This is a genomic window from Pseudomonas sp. B392_1p, assembly GCF_052245235.1.
In the GTDB taxonomy this organism is placed as follows: Bacteria; Pseudomonadota; Gammaproteobacteria; order Pseudomonadales; family Pseudomonadaceae; genus Serpens; species Serpens gallinarum.
This window is the reverse complement of the sequence record NZ_JBQPXM010000005.1, coordinates 103370-126817: the sequence shown is the minus strand read 5'-3', so window position 1 is coordinate 126817 and position 23448 is coordinate 103370. Positions and strand designations below refer to the sequence as shown.

Here is a 23448-nt window from a genome sequence, read left to right as displayed (position 1 = left end):
CCGACATGAACCGTCCTTCGGAAATGCCTGACCTTGTCGATCCGCTGGCGGCCTTTCATCCGGCTGTGCAGGGTTGGTTTCGGCGTGTCTTTGCGGGTCCGACGCCGGCGCAGGTGGCGGCCTGGCCGACGATTCACGCCGGGCGTTCAACCCTGGTGGCAGCGCCGACGGGTTCAGGCAAGACGCTGACGGCCTTTCTCGCCGCGCTGGATGACCTGCTGCGTCAAGGGCTGGCCCATGGCGGCGAGCTGCCGGATGCCACGCAGGTGGTGTATGTCTCGCCGCTGAAGGCGCTGTCCAACGACATTCACCTCAACCTTGAAGTGCCGCTGGCGGGCATCGCCGAAGAAGTGCAGCGGATGGGATTACCGCCCGTGGACATCCGCACGGCGGTGCGCACCGGCGACACCTCCCAGGGCGAGCGCACGGCGATGCGCAAACGCGCGCCGCATATTCTGGTGACCACGCCGGAGTCGCTGTATGTGCTGCTCGGCTCGACCTCCGGACGGGAAATGCTGGCCAGCACGCGCAGTCTGATCGTTGATGAAATCCACGCAGTGGCGGGTAACAAGCGCGGCAGCCACCTGGCGCTGAGCCTGGAGCGCCTGCAGGCGCTGTGCTCGCAACCGCTGGTGCGCGTGGGGTTGTCGGCGACCCAGAAGCCCTTGTCGGCGGTGGCGCGTTTTCTCACCGGCGGGCAGGACTGCGCCCTGGTGGACATCGGCCACCGGCGCCGTCTCGATCTTGCCCTGGAGGTCCCGCCCGTACCGCTCGAAGCGGTGATGAGCAACGATGCCTGGGAACTGGTCTACAACCGTCTCGCCGAATTGATCATCGAGCAGCGCACCACGCTGGTGTTCGTCAATACGCGGCGACTGGCCGAGCGCGCGGCGCGGCATCTGTCCGAGCGGCTGGGCAGCGCGGTGGTGGCGGCTCACCACGGCAGCATGGCCAAGGAACATCGCCTGGCGGCCGAACAACGCCTCAAGGCAGGCGAGTTGCGGGTGCTGGTGGCCACCGCTTCGCTGGAGCTGGGCATCGACATCGGCGAGGTGGAGTTGGTCTGCCAGCTCGGCTCGCCACGTTCGATCGCGGCGTTCTTGCAGCGCATCGGCCGCGCCGGGCACCAGGTGGGTGGGGTGTCGAAGGGGCGGATTTTTCCCACCTCCCGCGATGAGTTGATCGAATGTGCCGCACTGCTGGATTGCGTGCGCCGGGGCGAGCTGGACCGCTTGCAGATTCCCCGCGCTCCGCTGGATGTGCTGGCTCAGCAAATTGTCGCTGAGGTGGCCTGTCGCGAGTGGGCCGAAGACGACCTGCTGGCGCTGATTCGCCGCGCGGAGCCCTATGCCGATTTGTCCAAAGAGCACTACCAGGCGGTGCTGCGCATGCTTGCCGAGGGCTACACCAGTCGCCACGGCGCACACCGCGCTTATCTGCACCGTGATGCCGTGACGCACAGTTTGCGCGGTCGGCGCGGCGCCCAGCTGGCGGCGTTGACCAGTGGCGGCACCATTCCGGAAACCGCAGATTATAAGGTGCTGCTCGAACCTCAAGGGCTGAATATAGGCACGGTGAACGAGGACTTCGCTGTGGAAAGCCTGGCCGGCGATGTGTTCCAGCTGGGCAATACTGCCTACCGCATCCTGCGGGTCGAGCCCGGCCGGGTGCGCGTCGAGGACGCCCAGGGCCAGCCGCCGAATATGCCGTTCTGGCTCGGCGAGGCGCCGGGGCGCAGCGACGAGTTATCGCGCGCGGTAGGGCGCTTGCGCGAGGAAGTGGATCGACGGCTGGAAGCCGGCGCTGCCGCACCTTCCTGTGGGGCCGGGGTTATCCCGGCGGACGCGCCCTCAACCGGCGTACAGCCAGGTAGGGTGGATAACCGCGAAGCGTTATCCACCGAAGAGGTCACTGCGGTGGCGAGGGTGGAGCGGAGAAACGGTGTCCACGCCACGGGGCGCCTGGCCCCGGCCATTGCCTGGCTCACCGACGAGCTGGGCCTGTCCCTGGCGGCCGCCGAGCAGATCGTTGAATACCTGGCTCGCGCCCGGGCGTCGCTGGGTGTGCTGCCGACCCAGAGCACGCTGGTAATGGAGCGTTTCTTTGATGAGTCTGGCGGCACGCAGTTGATTATCCACGTGCCGTTCGGCAGTCGCATCAACCGCGCCTGGGGGCTGGCGCTGCGCAAGCGGTTTTGCCGCACCTTCAACTTTGAGCTGCAGGCGGCGGCCACGGAGGATGCGATCATCCTCTCGCTGTCCACCAGCCACAGTTTTGCCCTCGACGAGGTGTGGCGTTACCTGCATTCCAACAGCGCCGAGCAGGTGCTGATCCAGGCATTGCTGGATGCGCCGCTGTTCGGCGTACGCTGGCGCTGGGTGGCCGGTGTGGCCCTGGCGCTGCCGCGCATGAGCGGTGGACGCAAGATAGCGCCGCAGATTCAACGCATGCGCAGCGAGGACATGCTGGCCACGGTGTTCCCCGATCAGGTGGCCTGCGTGGAGAACATCGTTGGCGAGCGTGAGATTCCCGATCACCCGCTGGTACTACAAACCCTCGACGATTGCCTGCACGAGGCGATGGATTGCGAAGGCTGGCTGGCACTGTTGAAGCGCATGGAAGCCGGCGAAGTGCAGTTGGTGGCGCGGGACTTGCCGGCGCCCTCGGCGCTGGCGGCGGAAATCCTCAATGCTAAGCCTTACGCCTTTCTCGACGACGCTCCACTGGAGGAGCGGCGAACTCAGGCGGTGCTGTCGCGGCGCTGGAGCGATCCCGAATCGGCCGATGACCTGGGCGCCCTCGATCCCGAGGCCATCGTCGCGGTGGCCGAGGAAGCCTGGCCGCAGGCGCGAACCAGCGATGAGATGCACGAGGCCTTGATGGGGCTGGCCTGTCTGACCGATGCCGAAGTGCAGGCCAACCCGCACTGGCCGGCATTGCTTGCCACGTTGGCAGCAGCCGGGCGCGCCACCCGTCTAGAGGTGGCCGACGGCGAGGGCCTGTGGGTGCCGCTGGAGCGACTGGCGCAGTTTCAGGTGCTGTACCCGCGTGTGAAAGGCACGCCGGCGCTGACGATTCCTGCTGAGTTCGCCACCGCCCTTAGCGAGGACGAGGTGCTGGTGGATGTCGTGCGTGCTCGGCTGTCCGGTTTCGGCCCGTTGCCCTTGCCGCGCATTGCCCGTGCACTGGCCCAGTCGGCCAGCGCGGTGGCCGTAGCCTTGGCCCGCCTGGAGGGCGAAGGCTACGTCTTGCGTGGGCGCTTTACGCCGCATTCCCTTGAAGAGGAATGGTGCGAGCGCCATTTGCTGGCGCGCATACACCGTTACACGGTCAAGCGCCTGCGCCGGGAGATCGAGCCGGTGGAACGCAGCGATTTCATGCGTTTTCTGTTCGACTGGCAGCGCCTGGCAGCGGGTCGGCGTGGCGAAGGCCCCGAGGCGCTGGCGGCGCTGCTCGATCAACTGGAAGGCTATCAGGCGGCAGCTTCGGCCTGGGAAGGCGAAATTCTCCCGGCGCGGCTCAAGGATTACAGCGGCAGTTGGCTGGATGCTCTGTGCCGCTCGGGACGCATCGTATGGACGCGCCTGGCCGGCCAGAAGGCCAGCGCCGGACCGGTGCGCAGCACGCCCATCGTGTTGCTGCCGCGCCGCCAATTGCCGCTGTGGATGACGCAGGCCGCCAGGGCTGAGGCGCAACCGTCGCCCCGTGCGCTGCGGGTGATTGAGGCGTTGCAGCGGCACGGCGCGCTGTTCTTCGATGAGCTGTTGGACGAGGCTCACCTGCTGCGCAGCGAACTGGAAGATGCCCTGGGCGAGCTGGTCGCCCAGGGCCTGATCAACGCGGACAGTTTCGCCGGACTACGCGCCTTGCTGGTCCCGGCGGGCAAGCGCCAGTCACACCACGGTCGCCGCCGCCGGGGTGGTGCCTATCTGGGTGGCATGGCCGATGCCGGGCGCTGGGCGCTGTTGCGCCGGCCGAACGGCGAAGCAGACGCCTCGCGCCCAGACCCGGACAGGGTGGAACATATTGCGCGGGTACTGCTGCGCCGCTACGGGGTGGTGTTCTGGCGACTGCTGGAGCGTGAAGCTGACTGGCTGCCGCCGTGGCGCGAACTGCTGCGGGTGTATCACCGCCTGGAAGCGCGTGGCGAGATTCGCGGCGGGCGCTTCGTCGCCGGCCTGCCGGGTGAGCAATTCGCCTTGCCCGAGGCGGTTGGCTTATTGCGCGACGTGCGCAAACGCCCGTTGGACGGTGCGCTGACCCGCGTCAGCGGCAGCGACCCGCTGAATTTGGCCGGCACACTGTTGCCCGGCGCCAAGGTGCCCGCGCTGGCCGGCAACCGCGTGCTTTACCGCGATGGTGTACCCGTGGCCGCGACGAGCGCTGGGCAGCCCGAGTTCTGGGGCGTGGACGATCCCGCCGAACAAGAGCGGTTGCGCGGGGTGTTGATTCGGAATGCGGGCATCTAAGGCAGCGTTATCCCTCACCGGCGAAGCGCTGCGAGACTTGGCGCAACGCGAAGCCCGAGCGAGGCCCCTACGCTGTCCAGGCACGTTTTTCGGTATGGAGCCGTGCCGTTACATCAAAAAACCAACGCAACGTGCCGTCACCGGCGCCTGGCGAACTCCGGCGGTGGGTTGACCAGTCGGTCGACCACCATCAGTGCGCGGGAAAACGAGGGATAGCCACTTTTCGCCACGTCCAGGTCGGCATAGGCCGCGCGGTATTCGTTGGCCTTGGCGCGATCGGCGCGGGCGAGGAGGAAGGGTTCGTTGTACATCTTGTAGAGCAGCGCCACGGCATGGGGGTGTTGCCGGCCGGCCGAGCGCTGCAATGCGTCGAGTATCTGATTCACCGGCGCCGCCTGGCGAATCCGTGAAATCGCCTGGTAGAAGGCGATCTCGCCGCGGGTGTCCTGGGCAATGTTGCGCTCTAGCAGGGCGTCGGCCAGCGGCAAGTGCTCGAGATCGCCGGAGGTAATCAGCAGCTTGGCTTGCAGCATGTCGTTGTTGAACAACAGCCGCTGCGTTTGCTTGTCCAGTGCCACCGGGGTCTCGCACGACTGCGTTGCGCAGCCGGCCAGTCCCAGGAGGGCAACCAGAAACATCCACTTCATCATGGGTATGCATCTCTTGGTTCAGGTGTGCCACTGGCTCCGGATTGCAGGAGCCGAAGTGCTTTCCAGCGTCACATGGTCTTAGCTGAATTACCGGTAATCGGTGGTTCGCCTACGCAGTTTTGCGAACTGTTGCTCATTGTGGTTCAGGATGCCCGTGCATGGATATTATTTGTCATCGACCGCATCAGGTACTGCCGCCCTATTTGCTGGATCATCTGATCCGCCACGGGCATGCCCGTCTACGTGCCTTTGCCAGCGATACCCTGGCGCTGAACCGGCAACTACTGGTCCAGCGAATCGGCACAGGGGTGACGTCAAGCATCTCTGCCCAATCGCCCAGCAGCCCACCCGGGCAGGTGCTGAGGCGCATCTACAGCGCCGATCAGGGCAATTCGCTGCCGGGCCGGCTGGTCCGCGAGGAAGGCCAGGTGGAAACCGGCGATCCCGCGGTGGATGAGGCGTACCACCACCTGGGCGCCACCTATGCGCTGTTCTGGGAGGTGTACCGGCGGCATTCCACGGACAATGCCGGCATGCCCCTGGTTGGCACTGTGCATTATGGCCAGGGTTATGAAAACGCGTTCTGGAACGGTGAACAGATGGTCTTCGGCGATGGCGACGGTGAAGTATTCCAGCGCTTTACCATCGCCATGGACATCGTTGCCCACGAGCTGACCCATGCGGTAATCGACCAGGAAGCCGCACTGATCTACCAGGGGCAGGCCGGCGCGTTGAACGAGTCGCTGTGCGATGTGTTCGGTACGTTGGTCAAGCAGCATTATCTCGGCCAGCGGGCGGAGGAGGCCGACTGGCTGATCGGTGCCGGGCTGTTCGGCCCGGCGGTTCAGGCCCGAGGTTTGCGCTCGATGGAGCAGCCGGGCAGTGCCTACGACGATCCTTTGCTCGGCAAGGACCCGCAGCCGGGGCATATGGACGGTTTTGTGGCGACGCGTTATGACAATGGCGGCGTGCACATCAACTCGGGAATTCCCAATAGGGCTTTTTATCTGGCCGCCACGCAGCTGGGCGGTTATGCCTGGGAGCGCGCCGGACGGATTTGGTATGAAACCTTGTGCGACGAGCGGCTGGATGCCCAGGCCGATTTCATCGCGTTCGCCGGATTGAGCGCGACAATAGCCGGCGAACTTTTCGGTGTGCACAGTGAAGAACAGCAAGCGGTAACGGCCGCCTGGACGACCGTCGGAGTCGAATGATGATCGAATTACCCTCTTTGCGGCATGTCAGCAGCCTGTACCTGTCCCGCGAGGGCGGGGTGGCTTACCTGCCGGGACGCCGCCAAAGATGCACCATCGATTTGGCAGACTGCCCGCCGGACGAGCGTGAGGCCATCTGTCAGGTGGTCAAGGACGCCGCGCCGCAGGCGGTTGCGATGGAGCAGGCCGGGCGGGGCGACCAGCGCTATTTTCTGATCGAGCTGAGTTTCACTGACGATGGGCCCGAGCCGCTGAGCTTCAGCGTGCCGGAACAGGACGCGCCCGAGGAATTGTTACGCTTGTGGGATAGCCGCAGCAGTTAGAACTCAAAAACGCTCGTTGGGCATCAGGTAGCGCCACTGGCCGAGCGGCAGTTTGGCCATGTTCACCGCGCCAAGTCGGATGCGCCGCAAGCTAATCAGTTTGAGGCCGACCGCCGCGCACATCTGGCGAATCTGGCCGGGCTGGGGCGCCTTGAGGGCGAAGCGCAGATGGGTTTCGTTCTGCCAACTGACCTTGCACGGCGGCAGTTGCTGGCCGCGTAGCTCCAGGCCGCGCTTGAGGCGTTCCAGGCCGCCTTCGCCCAGATGGCCGGAGACTTCAGCGACGTACTCTTCTTCCAGCGGCTTGCGGGCATTTTCCAGGTGACGGGTCACGCCCCAGTTCTGGGTGAACACCAGCAGGCCGCTGGTATCGGTTTCCAGGCTGCCGATCATCTTCTGGCGCAGCAGGTGTTTCTTTACCGGACGAATGCCCGACTGATCCTCGCTCCAATGGTTGGCCGAGGTGAGCAACTGCTGCACCGAGTTCGGCCCATCGCCGATGCCGTGGCCGGCTGGCTTGTGCAGCAACAGGGTGACCATCGGCACTTCTTCTGGCGTGGCGCCGGGCAGCAGCTCGATGCGCTGGTCGGCGACCTTGAATTGCGGTTCTTCCACCACCTGGCCATCGACCGTGACCCAGCCGCCCTCAATGTAGAGTTCGGACTCACGGCGCGAGCAGGGCAGCAGCTCGGCCAGGCGTTTGGACAGACGGACAGGCTCGCTCATGGGGGCATCGACTCGAAAACGGGGCATGATTGTAGCCGCAGGGGCTGACAAAAGCTTCGCTTTGCTGTCAGGAACCGACTACGGCAACAGGGGCGGCAGGCGCAAAACAGAAGCGTCATGCCGGCTACTTCTATAGTGTCTGCTCAAAGGACACAGGATAGCCGGAGGACCTATGCGTTTATTGATGATCCTGATACTGACCGGCTGGCTGGGCCAGGCCATGGCGGCTGAAAACCAAAGAGAGTACCGCAGCGAAGAGGGCACCGTGCAGGTAGAGGAAGTGGTCGGCGGGCTGGAAAACCCCTGGGCGCTGGCATTTCTGCCAGATGACGAGGGCATGTTGATTACCGAACGGCCAGGACGGCTGCGCCTGTTGAATGGCCAGGGTGAACTCTCGGCGCCATTGTCGGGCGTACCCAAGGTCTATGCCCAGGGGCAAGGTGGCTTGCTGGATGTGGCGCTGTCGCCACAGTTCGCCACCGACCGCCTGGTGTACCTGTCCTATGCCGAAGCCGGCGACGGCAAGGCCGGCACCGCGGTCGGGCGGGGCAGACTGTCCACCGACGGGCAGCGCCTGGAAAACTTTCAGCGCATCTTTCAGCAACAGCCCAAGCTGTCCACCGGCATCCACTTCGGCTCGCGGCTGGTGTTCGACCGTGAGGGGTATCTGTTTATCGCCCTGGGCGAGAACAACCAGCGACCCACCGCGCAAGATCTCGACAAATTGCAGGGCAAGCTGGTGCGCCTGCATGCCGACGGACGTATCCCCGACGACAACCCCTTTGTTGGCCAGGCCGGCGCCCGCGCAGAAATCTGGTCGTATGGCCATCGCAACCAGCAAGGGGCCGCGCTGGATCCGCGTACCGGCAAGCTCTGGACCCACGAGCACGGTCCGCGCGGTGGCGACGAAATCAATATTCCCCAGCCGGGGCGAAATTATGGCTGGCCGCTGGCGACCCACGGCATCAACTACAGCCTGCTGCCGATCCCCGAAGCCAAGGGCAAGAGCGTGCCCGGCACCGAGGCGCCGCATTATGTCTGGCAACAATCCCCGGCGATCAGTGGCATGGCCTTTTACGCACATGAGCGCTTTCCCGCCTGGCACAACAACCTGTTTATCGGCGCCCTGAAGGGCGAACTGATTCGCCTGCAGCTGGACGGCGACCGCGTGGTGCACGAAGAGCGCCTGCTCGGTGAGCTGGGCAAGCGCATCCGTGACGTGCGCCAGGGACCGGACGGTTATCTGTACCTGCTCACCGACGCGCCGAACGGCCAGTTGCTGCGCGTCGGTCTTGGGGCAAAGTGAATCGGTACACGCGATAAATCCCACGGGCAATCGCTGCCCGGACAGGTAGAATGCGCGGCCTGGCGCACAGAGGTTTTGCAAAATGGCACTGATCGGACGGTTCAACTCCCTGCAGGTGATCAAACACACCGATTTCGGTTTGTACCTGGACGGTGGCGCAGGCGAGGAAATCCTCCTGCCCAAGCGCTATATCCCCAAGAACGAGCCGAGCGAGATCGACGACTGGCTAAACGTGTTCGTCTATCTGGACAGCGACGACCGGCCGATTGCCACGACCCTCACGCCCAAGGCGCAGGTCGGTGGTTTCGCCAGCCTCAAGGTCGTGGAAATCAACCGCGTCGGTCTGTTCCTCGATTGGGGCCTGCCCAAGGACCTGCTGCTGCCGCACTCGGAAGAAAAACGTCCGCTGCAGGTTGGCGATTATGTGGTGGTGCACGTCTACCTGGATCGCCGCACTCGGCGCATCACCGCCACTGCCCGACTGGATCGTTACCTGGATAACAGCCCGGCTCGCTACATCCCTGGCCAGCAGGTCGATCTGCTGATCGTCGAACCCACCGACCTGGGCTTCAAGGCGATTATCGACAGCCAGCACTGGGGCCTGATCCACAAGAACGAAGTGTTCAAGTTCCTGCGCCCCGGCATGCGCGAGACCGGCTACATCAAGGACGTACGTGACGACGGCAAGATCAGCTTGAGCCTGCAGCCGCCGGTGGAGCAACTGGTCGACAGCCTGCCCGAGCAGATCCTCGCCCAGCTGCGTGACAATGACGGCATGCTGCCGCTGTCCGACAAGAGCGCGCCAGAGGTCATCGCCCAGCGCTTTGGCGTCAGCAAGGGCAATTTCAAGAAAGCCATCGGCGGGCTGTACAAGCAGGGCCTGATTCGCATCGAAGCGGATCGCATTGAGCTGGTTTAGATCGGATCGTTCCCACGCTCCGCGTGGGAACGCAGCCGTGGGCGCTCCGTACGGAAGGTACGCTCAGTCGAGGACATGACGTCGTCTGACCTGCTAGCCTCGCCCCATCTCCCCACGCATGGACTTCGCGATGCCCTGGAAACGGCTACTCGGCCCCCTCGATCGTCTGCCTTCTACTGAGCTGAATAGTTGGTACACCAACCTGCTGGCTAATGCCGACGGGCTGGACCCGATCGGGTTGGCCATGCTCGGCGGTCGCCTGGCGAGCACGCCGGGGCTGGCGTTTCTGGCGGGCTATCAGGCCGCCCTGCGCGCGCTCTGGCCGGCGGCGCCGCTGAGCCTCGGAGCCTTCTGCGTCACCGAACGCCGCAGTGTGCGCCCGGCGGATTTGAGCACCCGTCTGAATGACGGCCACCTGCAGGGCTGCAAGGATTTCGTCACCGCCGGCACGGCGGCGGACTGGTACCTGGTGGCGGCGCGCAGCGAACCGGCTGGCGAAGCGCCACGGTTGAAGCTCTGCATGATGCATAAGACTGCGCCCGGAGTACGTCTGGAAGAACTGCCGCCCTTGGCGATGCTGGCGGACATTCCTCACGCCCGTTTGCATCTGGCCAATGCTGCGGCCGACGTGCTACCCGGTGACGGCTGGGATGATTATGTAAAGCCATTTCGCAGCATCGAGGACCTGCATGTGCTGATGGCGCTGACCGCATGGCTATATGGCGTCGGCCTTGACTGCGGCTGGCCGCGGCATTTGCAGCTGCGTCTGGCCGGTCTGCTGGCGACGGGGGCCGAACTGGCCCGGCACGATGCTAAAGATCCGGTCACCCATGTGCTGCTCGCCGGCCTGTTCGCGCAAAGCGATGGACTGGAGGCCGAACTGGACGCCACGTTGGCCAGCACGCCGCAGCCGTGGGCCGGATTGTGGCGCCGTGATCGCAGCCTGCTCAAGCTCGCTGCCAGTGCGCGCGACAAGCGCCTGGACAAGGCGCTGGAAGGGCTGGGGCTGGCGTTTTAATCCACGGTCAGGCGACTCGCTCGTAGGTTCAGGCGGGCTGTACGTGCAGCCGCGCCTGTGGGTGCAAATCGAACTGGCGGATCACCCACTTTTCCAGCTCTGAACCTATCAAGACCAGCGATCCCGCCGCGACCACCTTGCCCCAGTCGCTCAGGCTCAGGGCCGCAGAGCCGAACAGGTTCTGCAGCGGTGCAGCATAGGTGAAGAGCAGTTGAAGGGGGATGCACGCGGCAATGCTCATCAGTACCCAAGGGTTGCCCAGCAGCCCGTTGCGGTTGATCACCGAGGCAAAAATGAAGCGGCTGCTCAGCAGGTAGAACATTTCACAGGCCACCACCACGTTGACCGCCAGCGTGCGCGCCTGGTCCAAAGGCGTGCCGCGCTCCAGCTCCCAGAGAAACAGGCCGAGTGCGGCGGTCATCATCAGAATCGAGACGAACACCACACGCCAGATGAACAGGCCGGAGAGCAGCGGCTCACCCGGATCACGCGGCGGGCGGCGCATCAGGCCGGGTTCGATGGGTTCGGCAGCCAGGGCCAGGCTGAGCGCGGCAGAGGTCACCATGTTGATCCACAGCACCTGCACCGCAGTGAGTGGCAGGGCCAGCTGGAACAGAATGGCTGCGATCACGATCAGGGCTTCGCCGCCATTGGTGGGCAGCATGAACAGGATGAACTTCTTCAGGTTTTCGTAGACCGCCCGGCCTTCGCGCACGGCATTGCCGATGGTGGCGAAGTTGTCGTCGGCGAGCACGATGTCGGCGGCTTCCTTGGCCGCCTCGGTGCCCTTGTGGCCCATGGCCACGCCGACGTCGGCGCGTTTCAGCGCGGGCGCGTCGTTGACGCCGTCGCCGGTCATGGCGACGACTTCGCCATTGGCCTGCAAGGCTTGCACCAGGCGCAGCTTGTGCGCCGGGCTGGTGCGCGCGAAGACGTCGATCGTCTGCGCCAGGCGACGCAGTTCGGCGTCATCGAGCAGTTCCAGCTCGGCGCCGGTCATGGCCGGCTTGCCGACGCCGATGCCCAGTTGGGCGCCGATGGTGCGGGCAGTGCCGGCATGGTCGCCAGTGATCATCTTGACGCGGATGCCGGCCCGTTGGCATTCGGCGACCGCAGCAATGGCTTCGCTGCGCGGCGGGTCGATGATGCCGATCAGGGCGAGCAGGGTGAAACCGCTTTCCATGTCCTCGAAACCGAGCTGATGTTGCTCCACCGCCACGTCCTTTTCGGCGATCACCAGCATGCGCAAGCCGTTGGCGGCGGTGTCGGTGAACATGCGCCGCCAGTAATCCGGCTGCAGTGGCTGGTCGCGCTGTTCACCGCGCTGCAGGCTGCACATCTCCAGAATGCGTTCAGGTGCGCCGACCACATGGATGCGTGCCGAACCGTTGGCGGCGTGATGCAGGCTGGCGGTGAAACGGTGTTCGGACTCGAAGGGAATAGCGTCGCTGCGAGGCCAGTCGCGGTGTTCCGCGTCATGGCTCAAGCCGGCCTTGCCCGCCAGCACCAGCAAGGCGCCTTCCGTGGGATCGCCCTCGATGCTCCAGCCTCCGTCGCCATGCACCAGGCGGGCGTTATTGCTCAACAGCCCGGCGCGCAGGCTGGCCAGCAGGCTTGGTTGCGTGAGGGGATCGACCGTTTGACCGTTCAGGTTGAACCCGCCCTGCGGCGCGTAGCCGATGCCCTCTACCTCGTAGATCGCGTCGGCACAGACCACACGCTGCCCGGTCATCTCGTTGCGGGTCAGGGTGCCGGTCTTGTCCGAACAGATCACCGTCACCGAACCGAGGGTTTCCACCGCAGGCAAGCGCCGAACGATGGCGTTCTTGCGCGCCATGCGTTGAACGCCGAGGGCGAGCATTACGGTCATGATCGCCGGCAGGCCTTCCGGGATGGCCGAAGCCGTGAGTGCCACGGCCATTAGGAACATATCGCCGGGATCATGACCGCGCCACAGGGTGCCGAGGGCAAAGGTCGCGACGACCATGCCGAGAATGACCAGCGCCAGCCACCGACCGAAACGGTCGATCTGGCGCAGCAGCGGCGTGGAAATCGCCTGCACACGGTTCAGCAGGCTGTTGATATGCCCCAATTCGGTCTGGGCGCCGGTGGCCACCACCAACCCCCGCCCCTGTCCATTGACCACCAGTGTGCCGGACCAGGCCATGTTGAAGCGGTCGCCCAGCGGCGCGTCCGGCGCAACCGGGGCGCAGTCCTTGTCGACCGGCTGCGATTCGCCGGTCAGAGCGGCTTCTTCGATGCGCAGGTTTTTGACCTCGAGCAGGCGCAGGTCAGCCGGTACCTTGTCGCCCGAACTCAGCAGCACGATATCGCCGGGCACCAGGTGCTCGGCAGCGACTTCGAGCTTATGACCATCGCGCAGCACCGTGGCGCGACTCGACAGCAACTGACGAATGCTGTCCAGGGCATTCTCCGCCTTGCCTTCCTGAATGAAGCCGATCAGTACGTTGACCAGCACGGCGGTGACAATCACCGCGCTGTCCACCCAATGGCTGAGCAAAGCGGTGATCACGGCGGCGCCCAGCATCAGGTAGAGCAGCAGGTTGTGAAATTGCATCAGAAAGCGCAGCAGCGGGCCGCGTTGCTTGGCCTCCGGCAAGCGGTTTTCGCCAAATGCGTGCAGTCGTCGGGCGGCTTCGGCAGTGCTCAGGCCCTGAGGGCTTGCCTGCAACTGGGCAAGCAGGTGTTCGGCGCTCTGGGCGTGCCGGAGGGGAGCGGTATCGAGCGAAGCTGGCATGGCGGCCCTCGAGGGTTGCTGTGTGCCGGGCTGTACCGATGCCTGGCAAATCTGCTGGGAAATACCTGTTCAATCCAATGCCGGTGCTGTCAGGTTGCGCTTTGGCTGCCTAGGCCTCGCTGGTTGAGTACGCCGAGCGCGACGGCTATCGTGTGCTGCACTTTTATATGCTGAAAGGGAGCTTGCATGCACCGCTGGCTGAGTTGTGTGTTTTTTATCCTGGCACTGCCGGCTTACGCCGACTGGCAGTTGGACAATGACTCGTCTCGTGTGTCGTTCATCTCCACCCAGACTGGCAATCTTTCCGAGGTGCACCGCTTTCTGACCCTGGAAGGCCGAGTCGACGATCAAGGCCAGGTAAACCTGCAGATTGCCCTGGATTCGGTCAGCACCGGCATTCCCTTACGCGACCAGCGCATGCGCGCGCTGTTGTTCGACGTCAAGAATCACCCTTTGGCGAGCATCGAGGCGCGCTTGTCCTTGAACACAATCGCCCAGCTGGCTCCCGGGGCACAGCTTGAATTGCGCCTGCCGCTGGTGGTCAGGTTGCATGGCCACGAGCAAACCCAGCGCGCCGAGTTGCTGGTGACGCGCTTGGATGAGAAGCGCTTCCAGGTGGTAACGCTGGCGCCTGTGATCCTGCATGCCGGCGATTTTGGCCTGGCTGACGGTGTCGAAGTGCTGCGCAAACTGGCCAACGTGCGTGCCATCAGTCAAGCAGTGCCGGTGGGCGCGGTGCTGATATTCGTGGCCCGCTGATGCGCGACGGCGCGGTTTTCCCCTGGCGCGGCGGCAACCGCTTCGCCCTGCTGATCGATGGCGCGTGCTTTTTTCCACGCATGTTGGAGGCCATCGCCCAGGCTCGCGAGCAGGTGGAGCTGGAGCTCTATCTGGTCGAGGACGGGCGCTGCGTCCGGGCACTGAGCGAGGTATTGATTGGCGCCGCGCAACGAGGCGTGCGGGTACGTTGCCTGTTCGACGCCTTCGGTGGCCTGAAGCTGAGTAATGCCAGTCGCATAGCGCTACAGACCGCCGGCGTCGAGCTGTTGCTGTACAACCCGCTGCGTTGGCGTCGGGGTGTGCGCAACCTGTTTCGCGATCATCGCAAGATTCTGTTGGTGGATGATGAGGTCGGCTACGTGGGCGGCACCGGCGCCACAGATGAGTTTTGGGATCCGGACCAGCCCGAGCAGGGCTGGCACGAGGTGATGGTGGAAATGCGCGGGCCTTTGCTGGATGACTGGCGGGCCCTGTTCGACTACCAGTGGAAACGCTGTGGTGAACGGCGCTTCTGGTGGCCGCGTGAGCCGCTGATGCCGGCGCGCCTGCCGGCCGCTCCACCACGCGAAGAAGGGTTGGGGCGGGTCGCCTATGCCGCCGCCCGCCAGCACCGCGATATCCTGCGTGCCTTGTTGCGCAGCGTGGGGCAGGCGAAAAAACAGGTGTGGCTGGCCACGCCGTATTTTCTGCCGACCCGCAAGGTACGCCGCGCGCTGATCAAGGCGGCGTTGCGCGGCGTTGACGTAAAACTGCTGTTGACCAGTCGTAACACCGACCATCCGCCGGTGCGTTATGCCGGCCAGCGATATTACCCGCGCCTGTTGCGCGCCGGGGTGCGAATCTTTGAATACCAGCCGCGTTTTCTGCATTTGAAAATGGTGCAGGTGGACGACTGGGTGAGTATCGGCTCGTGCAACTTCGACCATTGGAACCTGCGCTGGAATCTGGAAGCCAATCTGGAGGCTTACGATCCATCCCTGTCTGCGGCTGTCGCCGACTGTTTCGTCGAAGGCTTCGAAAACAGCCTGGAAATTACCCTGGAAAGCTGGCACGCCCGGCCGTTGCGAACTCGGGTTTTTCAACGGGTCTGGGGTTGGATGGACCGGTTGGTGATCAACTTGATCGATCAGCGACGCGACTGACTGTCTCCACACTTTTGACGGGGGGAGGGGCTTGGCGACCGGCGGCTATGCTCGTGGCCACATTCCTGAACGAGGTGCGCCCATGAGCCGCCCGCTGTTGATTTTTTTAGTCCTCTTGCTTGGCGGTTGTGCGTCACGTGGGGCTTTTTTCGCCCCCACGAATGGAACCCTTTACCACCCACGGGAAAACACGCCCACAGAGGCGCTGATTTTCGTTTATCGCCCCAAATCCGCCTGGGCCAACCAGGAATTGGAAGCGCCGGGCCTGTTTCTCGACAACCGGCATGTGGGCAACCTGCCCAGCGACAGTTATCTGTTGCTGCGTGCTGAGCCGGGCACCTACAAGCTGGAAGTGCGTCGGCCGTTGTTCGGTCTGTATTGGACCTTGCTCGCCGAAAGCCCGTTCGATTTCACCCATGTGGCCAGCTTCATGCTGGATACCGAGGCGGGGCGCAGTTACTACCTGCGTTACGACGAGCTCAATCCGCCACCTTCGCACCCGGATCAGGTCAACCGGGGCGACGTACCGTTGCAACTGGTGGGCGAGCGCCTGTACGGCTGGGAGGTGCTGTTTACCAACCAGGCCCAGCCGGAGCGCAACGTTGCCCTGAGTGTTGAGCATGAACGCCCGCAACGCGGCTTCTGGCGCCGGGTGGGGGAAGTGCTGGACAAGATTGGCATTTGATTCGCCTGGCTCCTCTCCTGGGCTGGGACTAGGCTGATTTCAGCCGATCTATCCCAACAGGAGCTCCTTCTATGGCCGCGAAAAAGATCCTCATGCTGGTGGGCGATTACGCCGAAGACTACGAAACCATGGTGCCGTTTCAGGCGCTGCAAATGGTGGGGCATCTGATCCATGCGGTATGTCCGGACAAGAAAGCGGGCGAGTACGTCCATACGGCCATTCATGACTTTGACGGCGCGCAGACGTACAGCGAAAAACCCGGGCACCGTTTTACCCTCAACTTCGACTTTGCCGACGTGCGGGCTGCTGATTATGACGCGCTGTTGATTCCCGGCGGCCGCGCGCCGGAATATCTGCGCTTGAACGAGCAGGTGCTGGCATTGGTGCGCCACTTTGCCGATGCGGATAAACCAATTGCTGCCGTCTGCCACGGCGCCCAGCTGCTGGCCGCTGCCGGGGTGCTCAAGGGCCGCTCCTGCAGTGCGTATCCGGCCTGCGCGCCGGAGGTGCGTCTGGCCGGCGGTGAGTTCGTGGAGATCCCCGTCGATCAGGCGCACACCGATGGCAACTTGATCAGCGCACCTGCCTGGCCGGCCCATCCCGCGTGGCTGGCGCAATTCCTGAGTGTGCTGGGGACGCAGATAAGCCTTTGATGCTCCACTGCTGCGCCGCCTGAGGCAGCTGCAGTCGCTCCGCGCAGAACAAAAAAAGCCCGGCATAGGCCGGGCTTCTTGTTGCGCGCGCGGAGCGTGCTTACTGCTTACTTCACTTCAACCGCCAAGCTTTCAGCGATTTTCTTGTTCCACAGAGCAGGGCCGGTCAGGTGCACGGACTCGCCCTTGGTGTCGACTGCGACCGTTACCGGCATGTCCTTCACCTCAAACTCGTAGATTGCTTCCATGCCCAGTTCTGGGAACGCCAGTACCTTGGACTTTTTGATCGCCTGGGCCACCAGGTAGGCGGCGCCGCCCACGGCCATCAGGTACACGGCCTTGTTGTCCTTGATTGCTTCGATGGCGATCGGGCCGCGCTCGGACTTGCCGATCATGCCCAGCAGGCCGGTGCTTTCCAGGATCTGGCGGGTGAACTTGTCCATGCGCGTGGCGGTCGTCGGGCCAGCCGGGCCAACCACTTCGTCGCCAACCGGATCAACTGGGCCGACGTAATAGATGAAGCGGCCCTTGAGGTCCACCGGCAGCGTCTCGCCCTTGTTGAGCATGTCGACGATGCGCTTGTGCGCGGCGTCGCGGCCAGTCAGCATTTTGCCGTTGAGCAGGACGGTTTCGCCCGGCTTCCAGCTCTGCACGTCTTCCGGGGTCAGGGTGTCAAGGTTGACGCGGCGCGCGGAAGGGCCGGCTTCCCAGACGATTTCCGGGTAGGCGTCCAGATCCGGTGCTTCCAGCACGGCGGGGCCGCTGCCGTCGAGCACGAAATGCGCGTGGCGGGTGGCGGCGCAGTTGGGGATCATGCACACCGGCAGGGACGCGGCGTGGGTCGGGTAATCCATGATCTTCACGTCGAGCACGGTGGTCAGGCCGCCCAGGCCCTGGGCGCCAATGCCCAGCTGGTTGACCTTTTCGAACAGCTCCAGGCGCATCTCTTCGATGCGGTTCTGCGGGCCGCGAGCTTTCAGCTCATGGATGTCGATGGACTCCATCAGCACTTCCTTGGCCATCACCGCGGCTTTCTCGGCGGTACCGCCGATGCCGATGCCGAGCATGCCCGGCGGACACCAGCCAGCGCCCATTTCCGGGACGGTCTTCAAAACCCAGTCGACGATCGAGTCGGACGGGTTGAGCATGGCCATCTTCGACTTGTTCTCGGAGCCGCCGCCCTTGGCCGCGATGTCGATTTCCACGGTATTGCCGGGTACCACAGAGTAGTGAATCACCGCCGGGGTGTTGTCCTTGGTGTTTTTGCGCGCGCCGGCCGGATCGGCCAGGATCGAGGCGCGCAGGACGTTTTCCGGCAGGTTGTAGGCGCGACGTACGCCTTCGTTGATCATGTCGTCCAGGCTCAGGGTGGCGCCATCCCAGCGCACGTCCATGCCAACACGCACGAATACGGTGACGATGCCGGTGTCCTGGCAAATCGGCCGGTGGCCGGTGGCGCACATGCGCGAGTTGATCAGGATCTGCGCCATGGAGTCGCGCGCAGCCGGCGACTCTTCGCGCAGGTAGGCCTCATGCATGGCCTGGATGAAATCGGTGGGGTGGTAGTAGGAGATGTACTGCAGGGCGTCGGCGACGCTCTGGATCAGGTCATCCTGCTTAATCACGGTCATGGGTGCGCTCCTCTGGAAGGCGGGAACTCGAAGGAAACGCCGGACCACGACCCGGCGCATTACCAAAATAAGGCGCGGCAGTATAACGCGCCGGTTGGGTGGCCGACAGCCGCGAGGCCTCGACCTTGGTCGCTGAGCAGGTATCGACCCGGTTGGGATTTTCGATTGGCACCCTCGGCAGTAATGCGGCTGGGCCGCCGCTGTGCTGCCTGCCTGATTCGCATAAGGAAGAGGACGCGTGAAAATTCGCCACAGATCAGTGCGGTGCGTTATCAGTCAATGCGAGGGGGTGTCAGCGAGTCGAACTACCACTGGCAGTTCGACTCGGCAAGACGCGATATGGCCCGCGATGAGCACGCCATACGCTGTGTACGTCAGGCCAGCGGCTCGCCCACGTGCAGGATCTTCATGGTATTGGTGCCGCCGATGGTGTGGTAGCTGTCGCCTTTGGTGAGGATGACCCAGTCGCCCTGCTGCACCACGCCACGCTTGAGCAGTTCGTCCACCGCTGCCTGGCTGACCTTCTCCGACGGCAAGTTGGCCGGGTCGAAGGGAATGGTCTCTACGCCGCGGAACAGCGCCACGCGGGCCTGGGTTTCACGGTGCGGGGTGAAAGCGAAGATCGGTACCGAGGAACGGATACGCGACATGATCAGTGGGCTGTAGCCACTTTCGGTAAGGCTGATGATGGCCTTGATACCGGGGAAGTGGTTGGCGGTGTACATGGTCGCCAGGGCGATACTCTCGTCGCAGCGAGTGAATTGTTCACCGAGGCGGTGCATCGATTTGCGGCTGATCGGGTTGCGTTCGGCGCCCAAGCAGACACGCGCCATGGCTTCCACGGCTTCAATCGGATAGCTGCCGGCGGCGCTTTCGGCAGAGAGCATCACCGCGTCGGTATAGTCGAGCACGGCGTTGGCCACGTCGGATACTTCCGCACGGGTCGGCATGGAGTTGGTGATCATCGACTCCATCATTTGCGTGGCGGTGATCACCGCTTTGTTCTGCACGCGGGCGTACTTGATGATCTTCTTCTGAATGCCCACCAACTCGGCATCGCCGATTTCCACACCCAGGTCGCCACGGGCGACCATCACGGCGTCGCTGGCACGGATCAGGCCATTGAGGGTGTCGTCGTCAGCCACGGCTTCGGCACGCTCGATCTTGGCCACCAGCCAGGCGGTGCAACCGGCTTCATCGCGCAGGCGGCGGGCCAGTTCCATGTCGGCGGCATCGCGCGGGAAGGATACGGCCAGGTAGTCCAGCTCCATTTCCGCCGCGAGCTTGATGTCGGCTTTGTCCTTGGCGGTCAGAGCCGGGGCGGTCAAGCCGCCACCGCGGCGGTTAATGCCCTTGTGGTCGGATAGCGGACCGCCGGTCAGCACTACGCAGTGCAGTTCATCGGCGGTAGTGCTTTCGACGCGCATCACCACACGGCCATCGTCGAGCAACAGCTCATCGCCGACGCGGCAGTCCTTGATGAGGTCCGGGTAGTCGATACCGACCACGTCCTGGGTACCGGCGTCGCGCGGATGGGTGACGGAGAAACGGAAGCTGTCGCCTTCCTTGAGTTCGATGCGCTTGTCTGCGAATTTGGCGATGCGGATTTTCGGGCCTTGCAGATCGCCGAGCAGCGCGACGAAGCGCCCGTGCTTGGCGGCAATCTCACGCACCATGCGGGCACGTGCCTTGTGCTCATCGGGGGTGCCGTGAGAGAAGTTGAGACGGGCCACATTAAGACCCGCCAGAATCAGTTTCTCCACAACCTCTGGGGAGCTGCTGGCGGGGCCGAGGGTGGCGACAATTTTAGTGCGGCGCGAAATCATTCAGGACTCCTGGTTTTTCAAGCATGTCCCGAGGCTACTACGCCGGCATCCTGTAGTCATTGTTCCTGTGCACTACCGAATTGGGCCGGTTTGAGAACCAGCAGGTCGCAATGCACGGCTTCGAGGATGCGTTCGGCGGTATTACCGATCAAGGCGTTGTCCAGGCTGCCTCGGGCAATGGCGCCCATCAGCATCAGGTCGATGCCTTGCTCCTTGACGAAACGCGGAATGGTTTGCTCGGCATAGCCTTCCAGCAAGTGGCTGTTGGCCGCGCTGCCAGGATGGCTGTCCAGAAGCGCGGCGAAAGCTTCGCGGTGCGCTTTGGCCTCTTCCTCGCGGTACTGCTCGTAGGTAGTCGCCAGGTCGACATCGAAGATCAGTGTGTTGGGCACCGGGCCGTAGCTATGCACGATGTGCTCTTGCAGGTTGAATGTGGCAGCCAGCTGTCGTGCGGTTTCGATCAGTTGGTGATCTAGGCTGGCCGGCTTGTCCGCCGCATGCAGCGGGTCGACTGCGGCGCACAGGCGCTTGGGCTGCCAGTCAAGGTCCCCGGTCAGCCAGAGGGGACAAGGACATTGGCGGATCAGTTGCCAGCAGGTATTGGTGGTGAACAGGCGTTGCAGCAGGCCATGCTGGTGGCCGGATTTGAACAGGAGATCAGGCTGCAGTTCGATCACCCGGGCCAGGATCATCTTGTGCAGCGGGCGGCCCCAGCGGGCCTCGCACGTTACAGTCAAACCCTCGGCGCGCAAGGGCTCGGCCAGTTGCTGCAACCAGGCGAGACGCTGCTCGAGCAATGTACGGCGCGCATGTTCCAGCCGTGGGCCATCGAGCAGGCCGCCCTCCAGTGCCGAATGATATTCGCACAGCAGCAACTCCATCGCGGCCCCGGTTTGACGCGCGAGCCAGGCTGCGCGCTGCAGGGCGGGCTGGACTTCTTGGGTGGGGTCGATGACGACCAGCAACTGGTGGGTGTTCATTTTTTACCTTCAGAGGAACCAGACCCTAGGCATTCCAGCATAGATCGCCCGGCTGAGATTGATCTGGGTCAGAGTTGTCGTTCAGGTGGCTGGCGGTTCAGCGCCTGGTCGAGCTGACGCGAGACCTTGGCCGTCAGCTCGCTCTCTGGGTACTGAACGAGGAGGCGGCGCAGATAGCCGATGCCCTTGTCCCGGTCGGCGCGTGGGTTGTCGGGGGCCAGGTACATCAGGCCCAATTGATAGAGAGCTTTTTCCTTGATGCTGGTGCTGATCGAGGGGTCGCGCAGGGCCAGCACGTATAGCTCTTCGGCTTCGGGAACCCGGTCTTTGAGCACGGCGCGACGTGACAGCAAGGTCATGTCTTCATTGAGGCTGGGCTTGTCCAGGTCGAGATTGCGTTGCGGTTGCCAGGTGGCGAGCAGTTCCCGCGAGCTTTTTTGTATCGACTCGCTTGCTCGCTCGCGGAGCATGACGATACGTGCCTCGGCACGTTCAGCCGCCCGACTAGAGGGGAACTCATCAAGGATCTGCTTGAAATAAGCGAGGGCTTTGGCATCGTCGCGCTGGTCGTTGTAGCGGCTCATATAGATCAGGCCGTTCTGGTACAGCGCAATGGCGCGGACTTCTTCACTCAGCTTGGTGTCTCGATAACCGCTCAGGTAAAGCTGCTCGGCTTGGGGGCTATGGGCATCGCGTATGGCCAGGGCGCTGTAGGTCAGCAGGTCGCCTTCCTCTTCCACTGCAGCGGTCATGCGCTTGCCTTTCATGGCCTTGTAGCTTTCGACTTCTTGCGTGGTGATCTGGGCAATGAAAAGCGGGGTGGTGGGTGCGCAGCCGACAAGCAGAGTAAGCATGAGCAGGGTAAGGCTGACAGAGCGCATGTGCATTCCTTGCGATAGGCGTAGCGCCGCAGTTTAGCAGCGGCGGTTTGCTGGCTGGGCCGAGCCCGGGCACAACCCAACGGAGGTTATGCAATGGGCTGAAGAAAACAGACGGGCTGTCGATACACTGGCAAACGAAGGAGAACCCCCCTATGAAAATCCCGCTTATCCTGGTTGCCATGCTCGCCGTTGCTGGCTGCGGTACGCGTGCTTCACTCGACAAACACCTGAATCAGGCCTACCGCGCTTATGATCAGGGCGATTGCGAACAAGTGATGCTGCAGCTGTCGCTGGCTGATCGTGCCAGCCGCTCTCGTGTCTACATGCAGCCGGAAATTTCCATGCTGCGTGGGCAATGCCTGGAGCGCCAAAGCCTGTTCATCGATGCGACGCAAACCTACCTGTACATCATCAAGAGTTTCCCAACCAGCGAGTATTCGTACCGTGCACGGGCGCGCCTGGAAACCCTGCGCCAGTTGGGCCATTACCACCCAGAAAAACCAGTCCAGGCTACGCGCTGATCATCGCGGGCAGGGTTTGCAGGTTGCATCTGTCATCAACATGCTGGTAGCGATGGCCGCTAGCGGCTAAGCTCGGGTTCTCAGGGAGGAGACACTCGATGCGATCGTGGTTGTTTGGGCTTGTTCTGTTGCCAGTAGTAGCGCAAGCCGAGATTTATCGCTGGACCGATACCCAGGGGCGGGTGCATTTCGGTTCGAGAGCGCAAGCCGGCGCGGATGCCAACCTCATCGTGGTGCAACCCCAGATTATCGAACGTGATCAGGCCACTCGCGAACGCGAGGCGCGGGTCGCGGAGGTGTTCGATGCTCGGCGCCAGGAGCAGTCCCAGGCCCGGGAGAATGCCCGGGAACGCCAGGCGCAGCGTGATCAGGAATGTCGGCGGTTACGCGAACACCTGGCGAGGCTGGAGCGTGGTGGCCGCTTCTATTATCTGGACGATGAGCAGCAACATCGGTTCTACAGCGATGAACAGCTAACGAAGGCGCGCCAGCAGTTGCGCGATCGAGTTGCGGGACTCTGTGCGTGAGCACAAGGCCCATTCCAGATCAACAGCAGCGAATTACATAATGTCCCGACAACGATCCATCCAGCGGCACCAGTTGCCCTATTACTTGAAAGTATTCAATCGCATCACTGATCGGCCCATGGGCTGCCTTGGCAATGTGTCCTGTGAAGGACTGATGTTGATCAGCCAGTGGCCCTTGCTGGTGGGTGCGCGATTCGACATGCGCTTGAAAATCCCCACCCAGGACGGTAGCTGGCGTTCAGTCGATTTTTTTGGCACCTGCCAGTGGAGCCAGGAAGATGTCACCCCCGGCAGTTACGACTCGGGTTTTCGTCTTGAATCCCCCCCGCCGGAATACCTCGAAATGGTAGGTGCCTTGCGCGAGTACTTCACCTTTCAACGCTTGGCGACGTCTGCCTAAGTAAGCAAAACAAGCATTCAATGACGGGTCATTCAGCGC

Annotated in this window: 20 protein-coding genes; 13 read left to right on the top strand and 7 right to left on the bottom strand. The window is 63.3% G+C overall.

What is annotated here, in order from left to right; translation table 11 throughout:
• Positions 1–5: 5 nt before the first annotated feature.
• On the top strand, positions 6–4469 hold the full coding sequence (locus ACTV8E_RS09180) for a DEAD/DEAH box helicase (protein WP_443199273.1): 4464 nt from the start codon (positions 6–8) through the stop codon (positions 4467–4469).
• A gap of 137 nt (positions 4470–4606) precedes the next feature.
• Here ACTV8E_RS09180 and ACTV8E_RS09175 read toward each other — a convergent pair whose 3' ends face one another.
• Positions 4607–5119, bottom strand: coding sequence for a hypothetical protein (locus ACTV8E_RS09175; RefSeq protein ID WP_443199272.1), 513 nt, complete (start codon positions 5117–5119; stop codon positions 4607–4609).
• Positions 5120–5277: 158 nt separating this feature from the next.
• Between ACTV8E_RS09175 and ACTV8E_RS09170 the strand changes: the two genes are divergently transcribed.
• Complete coding sequence (locus tag ACTV8E_RS09170) at positions 5278–6333, top strand: M4 family metallopeptidase (protein WP_443199271.1); 1056 nt, start codon at positions 5278–5280, stop codon at positions 6331–6333.
• A complete protein-coding gene (locus ACTV8E_RS09165) occupies positions 6333–6656 on the top strand; it encodes a protealysin inhibitor emfourin (RefSeq protein WP_443199270.1) in 324 nt (107 codons plus the stop codon). Before ACTV8E_RS09170 ends, ACTV8E_RS09165 begins: the two co-directional genes overlap by 1 nt.
• A 3-nt stretch (positions 6657–6659) precedes the next feature.
• On the opposite strand, the gene ACTV8E_RS09160 is transcribed toward ACTV8E_RS09165, so the two are convergent.
• Positions 6660–7382: an rRNA pseudouridine synthase gene (locus ACTV8E_RS09160; RefSeq protein ID WP_443199269.1), complete on the bottom strand. Its 723-nt coding sequence runs from the start codon at positions 7380–7382 to the stop codon at positions 6660–6662.
• Positions 7383–7602: 220 nt separating this feature from the next.
• Here ACTV8E_RS09160 and ACTV8E_RS09155 point away from each other — a divergent pair, with 220 nt between their 5' ends.
• From ACTV8E_RS09155 to ACTV8E_RS09145, 3 genes are all read left to right on the top strand, one after another.
• Positions 7603–8688 carry a PQQ-dependent sugar dehydrogenase gene (locus tag ACTV8E_RS09155; protein ID WP_443199427.1) on the top strand — a complete coding sequence of 362 codons (1086 nt, stop codon included), beginning with the start codon at positions 7603–7605 and terminating at the stop codon, positions 8686–8688.
• An 82-nt stretch (positions 8689–8770) separates the two neighbouring features.
• Entirely contained in the window at positions 8771–9607 is an 837-nt protein-coding gene (locus tag ACTV8E_RS09150) for a CvfB family protein (RefSeq protein ID WP_443199268.1), read from the top strand.
• Between the two features lie 130 nt (positions 9608–9737).
• On the top strand, positions 9738–10625 hold the full coding sequence (locus ACTV8E_RS09145) for an acyl-CoA dehydrogenase family protein (protein WP_273537013.1): 888 nt from the start codon (positions 9738–9740) through the stop codon (positions 10623–10625).
• Between the two features lie 28 nt (positions 10626–10653).
• On the opposite strand, the gene ACTV8E_RS09140 is transcribed toward ACTV8E_RS09145, so the two are convergent.
• Complete coding sequence (locus tag ACTV8E_RS09140) at positions 10654–13383, bottom strand: cation-transporting P-type ATPase (RefSeq protein ID WP_443199267.1); 2730 nt, start codon at positions 13381–13383, stop codon at positions 10654–10656.
• A 186-nt stretch (positions 13384–13569) separates the two neighbouring features.
• Between ACTV8E_RS09140 and ACTV8E_RS09135 the strand changes: the two genes are divergently transcribed.
• The 4 genes from ACTV8E_RS09135 (at position 13570) to ACTV8E_RS09120 (ending at position 16643) form a co-directional block, all read left to right on the top strand.
• Positions 13570–14142 (top strand): YceI family protein, encoded by a 573-nt coding sequence (locus ACTV8E_RS09135; protein ID WP_273537017.1) that lies wholly within the window; start codon positions 13570–13572, stop codon positions 14140–14142.
• On the top strand, positions 14142–15305 hold the full coding sequence (locus ACTV8E_RS09130) for a phospholipase D-like domain-containing protein (RefSeq protein ID WP_273537020.1): 1164 nt from the start codon (positions 14142–14144) through the stop codon (positions 15303–15305). The genes ACTV8E_RS09135 and ACTV8E_RS09130 overlap by 1 nt, the downstream gene beginning before the upstream one ends.
• 82 nt (positions 15306–15387) lie before the next feature.
• On the top strand, positions 15388–15990 hold the full coding sequence (locus ACTV8E_RS09125; protein WP_273537023.1) for a DUF2846 domain-containing protein: 603 nt from the start codon (positions 15388–15390) through the stop codon (positions 15988–15990).
• Positions 15991–16061: 71 nt separating this feature from the next.
• The gene (locus ACTV8E_RS09120; RefSeq protein ID WP_273537025.1) at positions 16062–16643 is read left to right on the top strand and encodes a DJ-1/PfpI family protein; all 582 of its coding nucleotides are present in this window, start codon (positions 16062–16064) and stop codon (positions 16641–16643) included.
• Positions 16644–16750: 107 nt separating this feature from the next.
• On the opposite strand, the gene ACTV8E_RS09115 is transcribed toward ACTV8E_RS09120, so the two are convergent.
• The 4 genes from ACTV8E_RS09115 to ACTV8E_RS09100 form a co-directional block, all read right to left on the bottom strand.
• The gene (locus ACTV8E_RS09115) at positions 16751–18274 is read right to left on the bottom strand and encodes a fumarate hydratase (protein WP_273537028.1); all 1524 of its coding nucleotides are present in this window, start codon (positions 18272–18274) and stop codon (positions 16751–16753) included.
• Between the two features lie 374 nt (positions 18275–18648).
• Entirely contained in the window at positions 18649–20100 is a 1452-nt protein-coding gene (gene pyk / locus ACTV8E_RS09110; RefSeq protein ID WP_251835089.1) for a pyruvate kinase, read from the bottom strand.
• Between the two features lie 56 nt (positions 20101–20156).
• On the bottom strand, positions 20157–21080 hold the full coding sequence (locus ACTV8E_RS09105) for a universal stress protein (RefSeq protein WP_273537030.1): 924 nt from the start codon (positions 21078–21080) through the stop codon (positions 20157–20159).
• 68 nt (positions 21081–21148) lie between these two features.
• A complete protein-coding gene (locus ACTV8E_RS09100) occupies positions 21149–21967 on the bottom strand; it encodes a tetratricopeptide repeat protein (protein ID WP_443199266.1) in 819 nt (272 codons plus the stop codon).
• Positions 21968–22113: 146 nt separating this feature from the next.
• Here ACTV8E_RS09100 and ACTV8E_RS09095 point away from each other — a divergent pair, with 146 nt between their 5' ends.
• The 3 genes from ACTV8E_RS09095 (at position 22114) to ACTV8E_RS09085 (ending at position 23409) form a co-directional block, all read left to right on the top strand.
• Positions 22114–22482, top strand: coding sequence for a tetratricopeptide repeat protein (locus ACTV8E_RS09095; RefSeq protein WP_443199265.1), 369 nt, complete (start codon positions 22114–22116; stop codon positions 22480–22482).
• Between the two features lie 98 nt (positions 22483–22580).
• A complete protein-coding gene (locus ACTV8E_RS09090; protein WP_273537035.1) occupies positions 22581–23009 on the top strand; it encodes a DUF4124 domain-containing protein in 429 nt (142 codons plus the stop codon).
• A gap of 40 nt (positions 23010–23049) precedes the next feature.
• Positions 23050–23409 (top strand): PilZ domain-containing protein, encoded by a 360-nt coding sequence (locus ACTV8E_RS09085; RefSeq protein WP_251835094.1) that lies wholly within the window; start codon positions 23050–23052, stop codon positions 23407–23409.
• Positions 23410–23448 lie beyond the last annotated feature (39 nt).

Excerpts from the sequence above, each read along its gene's own strand:
- ACTV8E_RS09120 (WP_273537025.1), top strand. The coding sequence starts at position 16,062 with ATGGCCGCGAAAAAGATCCTCATGCTGGTGGGCGATTACGCCGAAGAC.
- ACTV8E_RS09160 (WP_443199269.1), bottom strand. The coding sequence starts at position 7,382 with ATGAGCGAGCCTGTCCGTCTGTCCAAACGCCTGGCCGAGCTGCTGCCC.
- ACTV8E_RS09105 (WP_273537030.1), bottom strand. The coding sequence starts at position 21,080 with ATGAACACCCACCAGTTGCTGGTCGTCATCGACCCCACCCAAGAAGTC.
- ACTV8E_RS09150 (WP_443199268.1), top strand. The coding sequence starts at position 8,771 with ATGGCACTGATCGGACGGTTCAACTCCCTGCAGGTGATCAAACACACC.
- ACTV8E_RS09170 (WP_443199271.1), top strand. The coding sequence starts at position 5,278 with ATGGATATTATTTGTCATCGACCGCATCAGGTACTGCCGCCCTATTTG.
- ACTV8E_RS09125 (WP_273537023.1), top strand. The coding sequence starts at position 15,388 with ATGAGCCGCCCGCTGTTGATTTTTTTAGTCCTCTTGCTTGGCGGTTGT.
- ACTV8E_RS09095 (WP_443199265.1), top strand. The coding sequence starts at position 22,114 with ATGAAAATCCCGCTTATCCTGGTTGCCATGCTCGCCGTTGCTGGCTGC.
- ACTV8E_RS09140 (WP_443199267.1), bottom strand. The coding sequence starts at position 13,383 with ATGCCAGCTTCGCTCGATACCGCTCCCCTCCGGCACGCCCAGAGCGCC.
- ACTV8E_RS09090 (WP_273537035.1), top strand. The coding sequence starts at position 22,581 with ATGCGATCGTGGTTGTTTGGGCTTGTTCTGTTGCCAGTAGTAGCGCAA.
- ACTV8E_RS09085 (WP_251835094.1), top strand. The coding sequence starts at position 23,050 with ATGTCCCGACAACGATCCATCCAGCGGCACCAGTTGCCCTATTACTTG.
- ACTV8E_RS09115 (WP_273537028.1), bottom strand. The coding sequence starts at position 18,274 with ATGACCGTGATTAAGCAGGATGACCTGATCCAGAGCGTCGCCGACGCC.
- ACTV8E_RS09100 (WP_443199266.1), bottom strand. The coding sequence starts at position 21,967 with ATGCACATGCGCTCTGTCAGCCTTACCCTGCTCATGCTTACTCTGCTT.
- ACTV8E_RS09165 (WP_443199270.1), top strand. The coding sequence starts at position 6,333 with ATGATCGAATTACCCTCTTTGCGGCATGTCAGCAGCCTGTACCTGTCC.
- ACTV8E_RS09180 (WP_443199273.1), top strand. The coding sequence starts at position 6 with ATGAACCGTCCTTCGGAAATGCCTGACCTTGTCGATCCGCTGGCGGCC.
- ACTV8E_RS09130 (WP_273537020.1), top strand. The coding sequence starts at position 14,142 with ATGCGCGACGGCGCGGTTTTCCCCTGGCGCGGCGGCAACCGCTTCGCC.
- ACTV8E_RS09135 (WP_273537017.1), top strand. The coding sequence starts at position 13,570 with ATGCACCGCTGGCTGAGTTGTGTGTTTTTTATCCTGGCACTGCCGGCT.
- ACTV8E_RS09145 (WP_273537013.1), top strand. The coding sequence starts at position 9,738 with ATGCCCTGGAAACGGCTACTCGGCCCCCTCGATCGTCTGCCTTCTACT.
- ACTV8E_RS09155 (WP_443199427.1), top strand. The coding sequence starts at position 7,603 with ATGGCGGCTGAAAACCAAAGAGAGTACCGCAGCGAAGAGGGCACCGTG.
- ACTV8E_RS09175 (WP_443199272.1), bottom strand. The coding sequence starts at position 5,119 with ATGATGAAGTGGATGTTTCTGGTTGCCCTCCTGGGACTGGCCGGCTGC.
- pyk (WP_251835089.1), bottom strand. The coding sequence starts at position 20,100 with ATGATTTCGCGCCGCACTAAAATTGTCGCCACCCTCGGCCCCGCCAGC.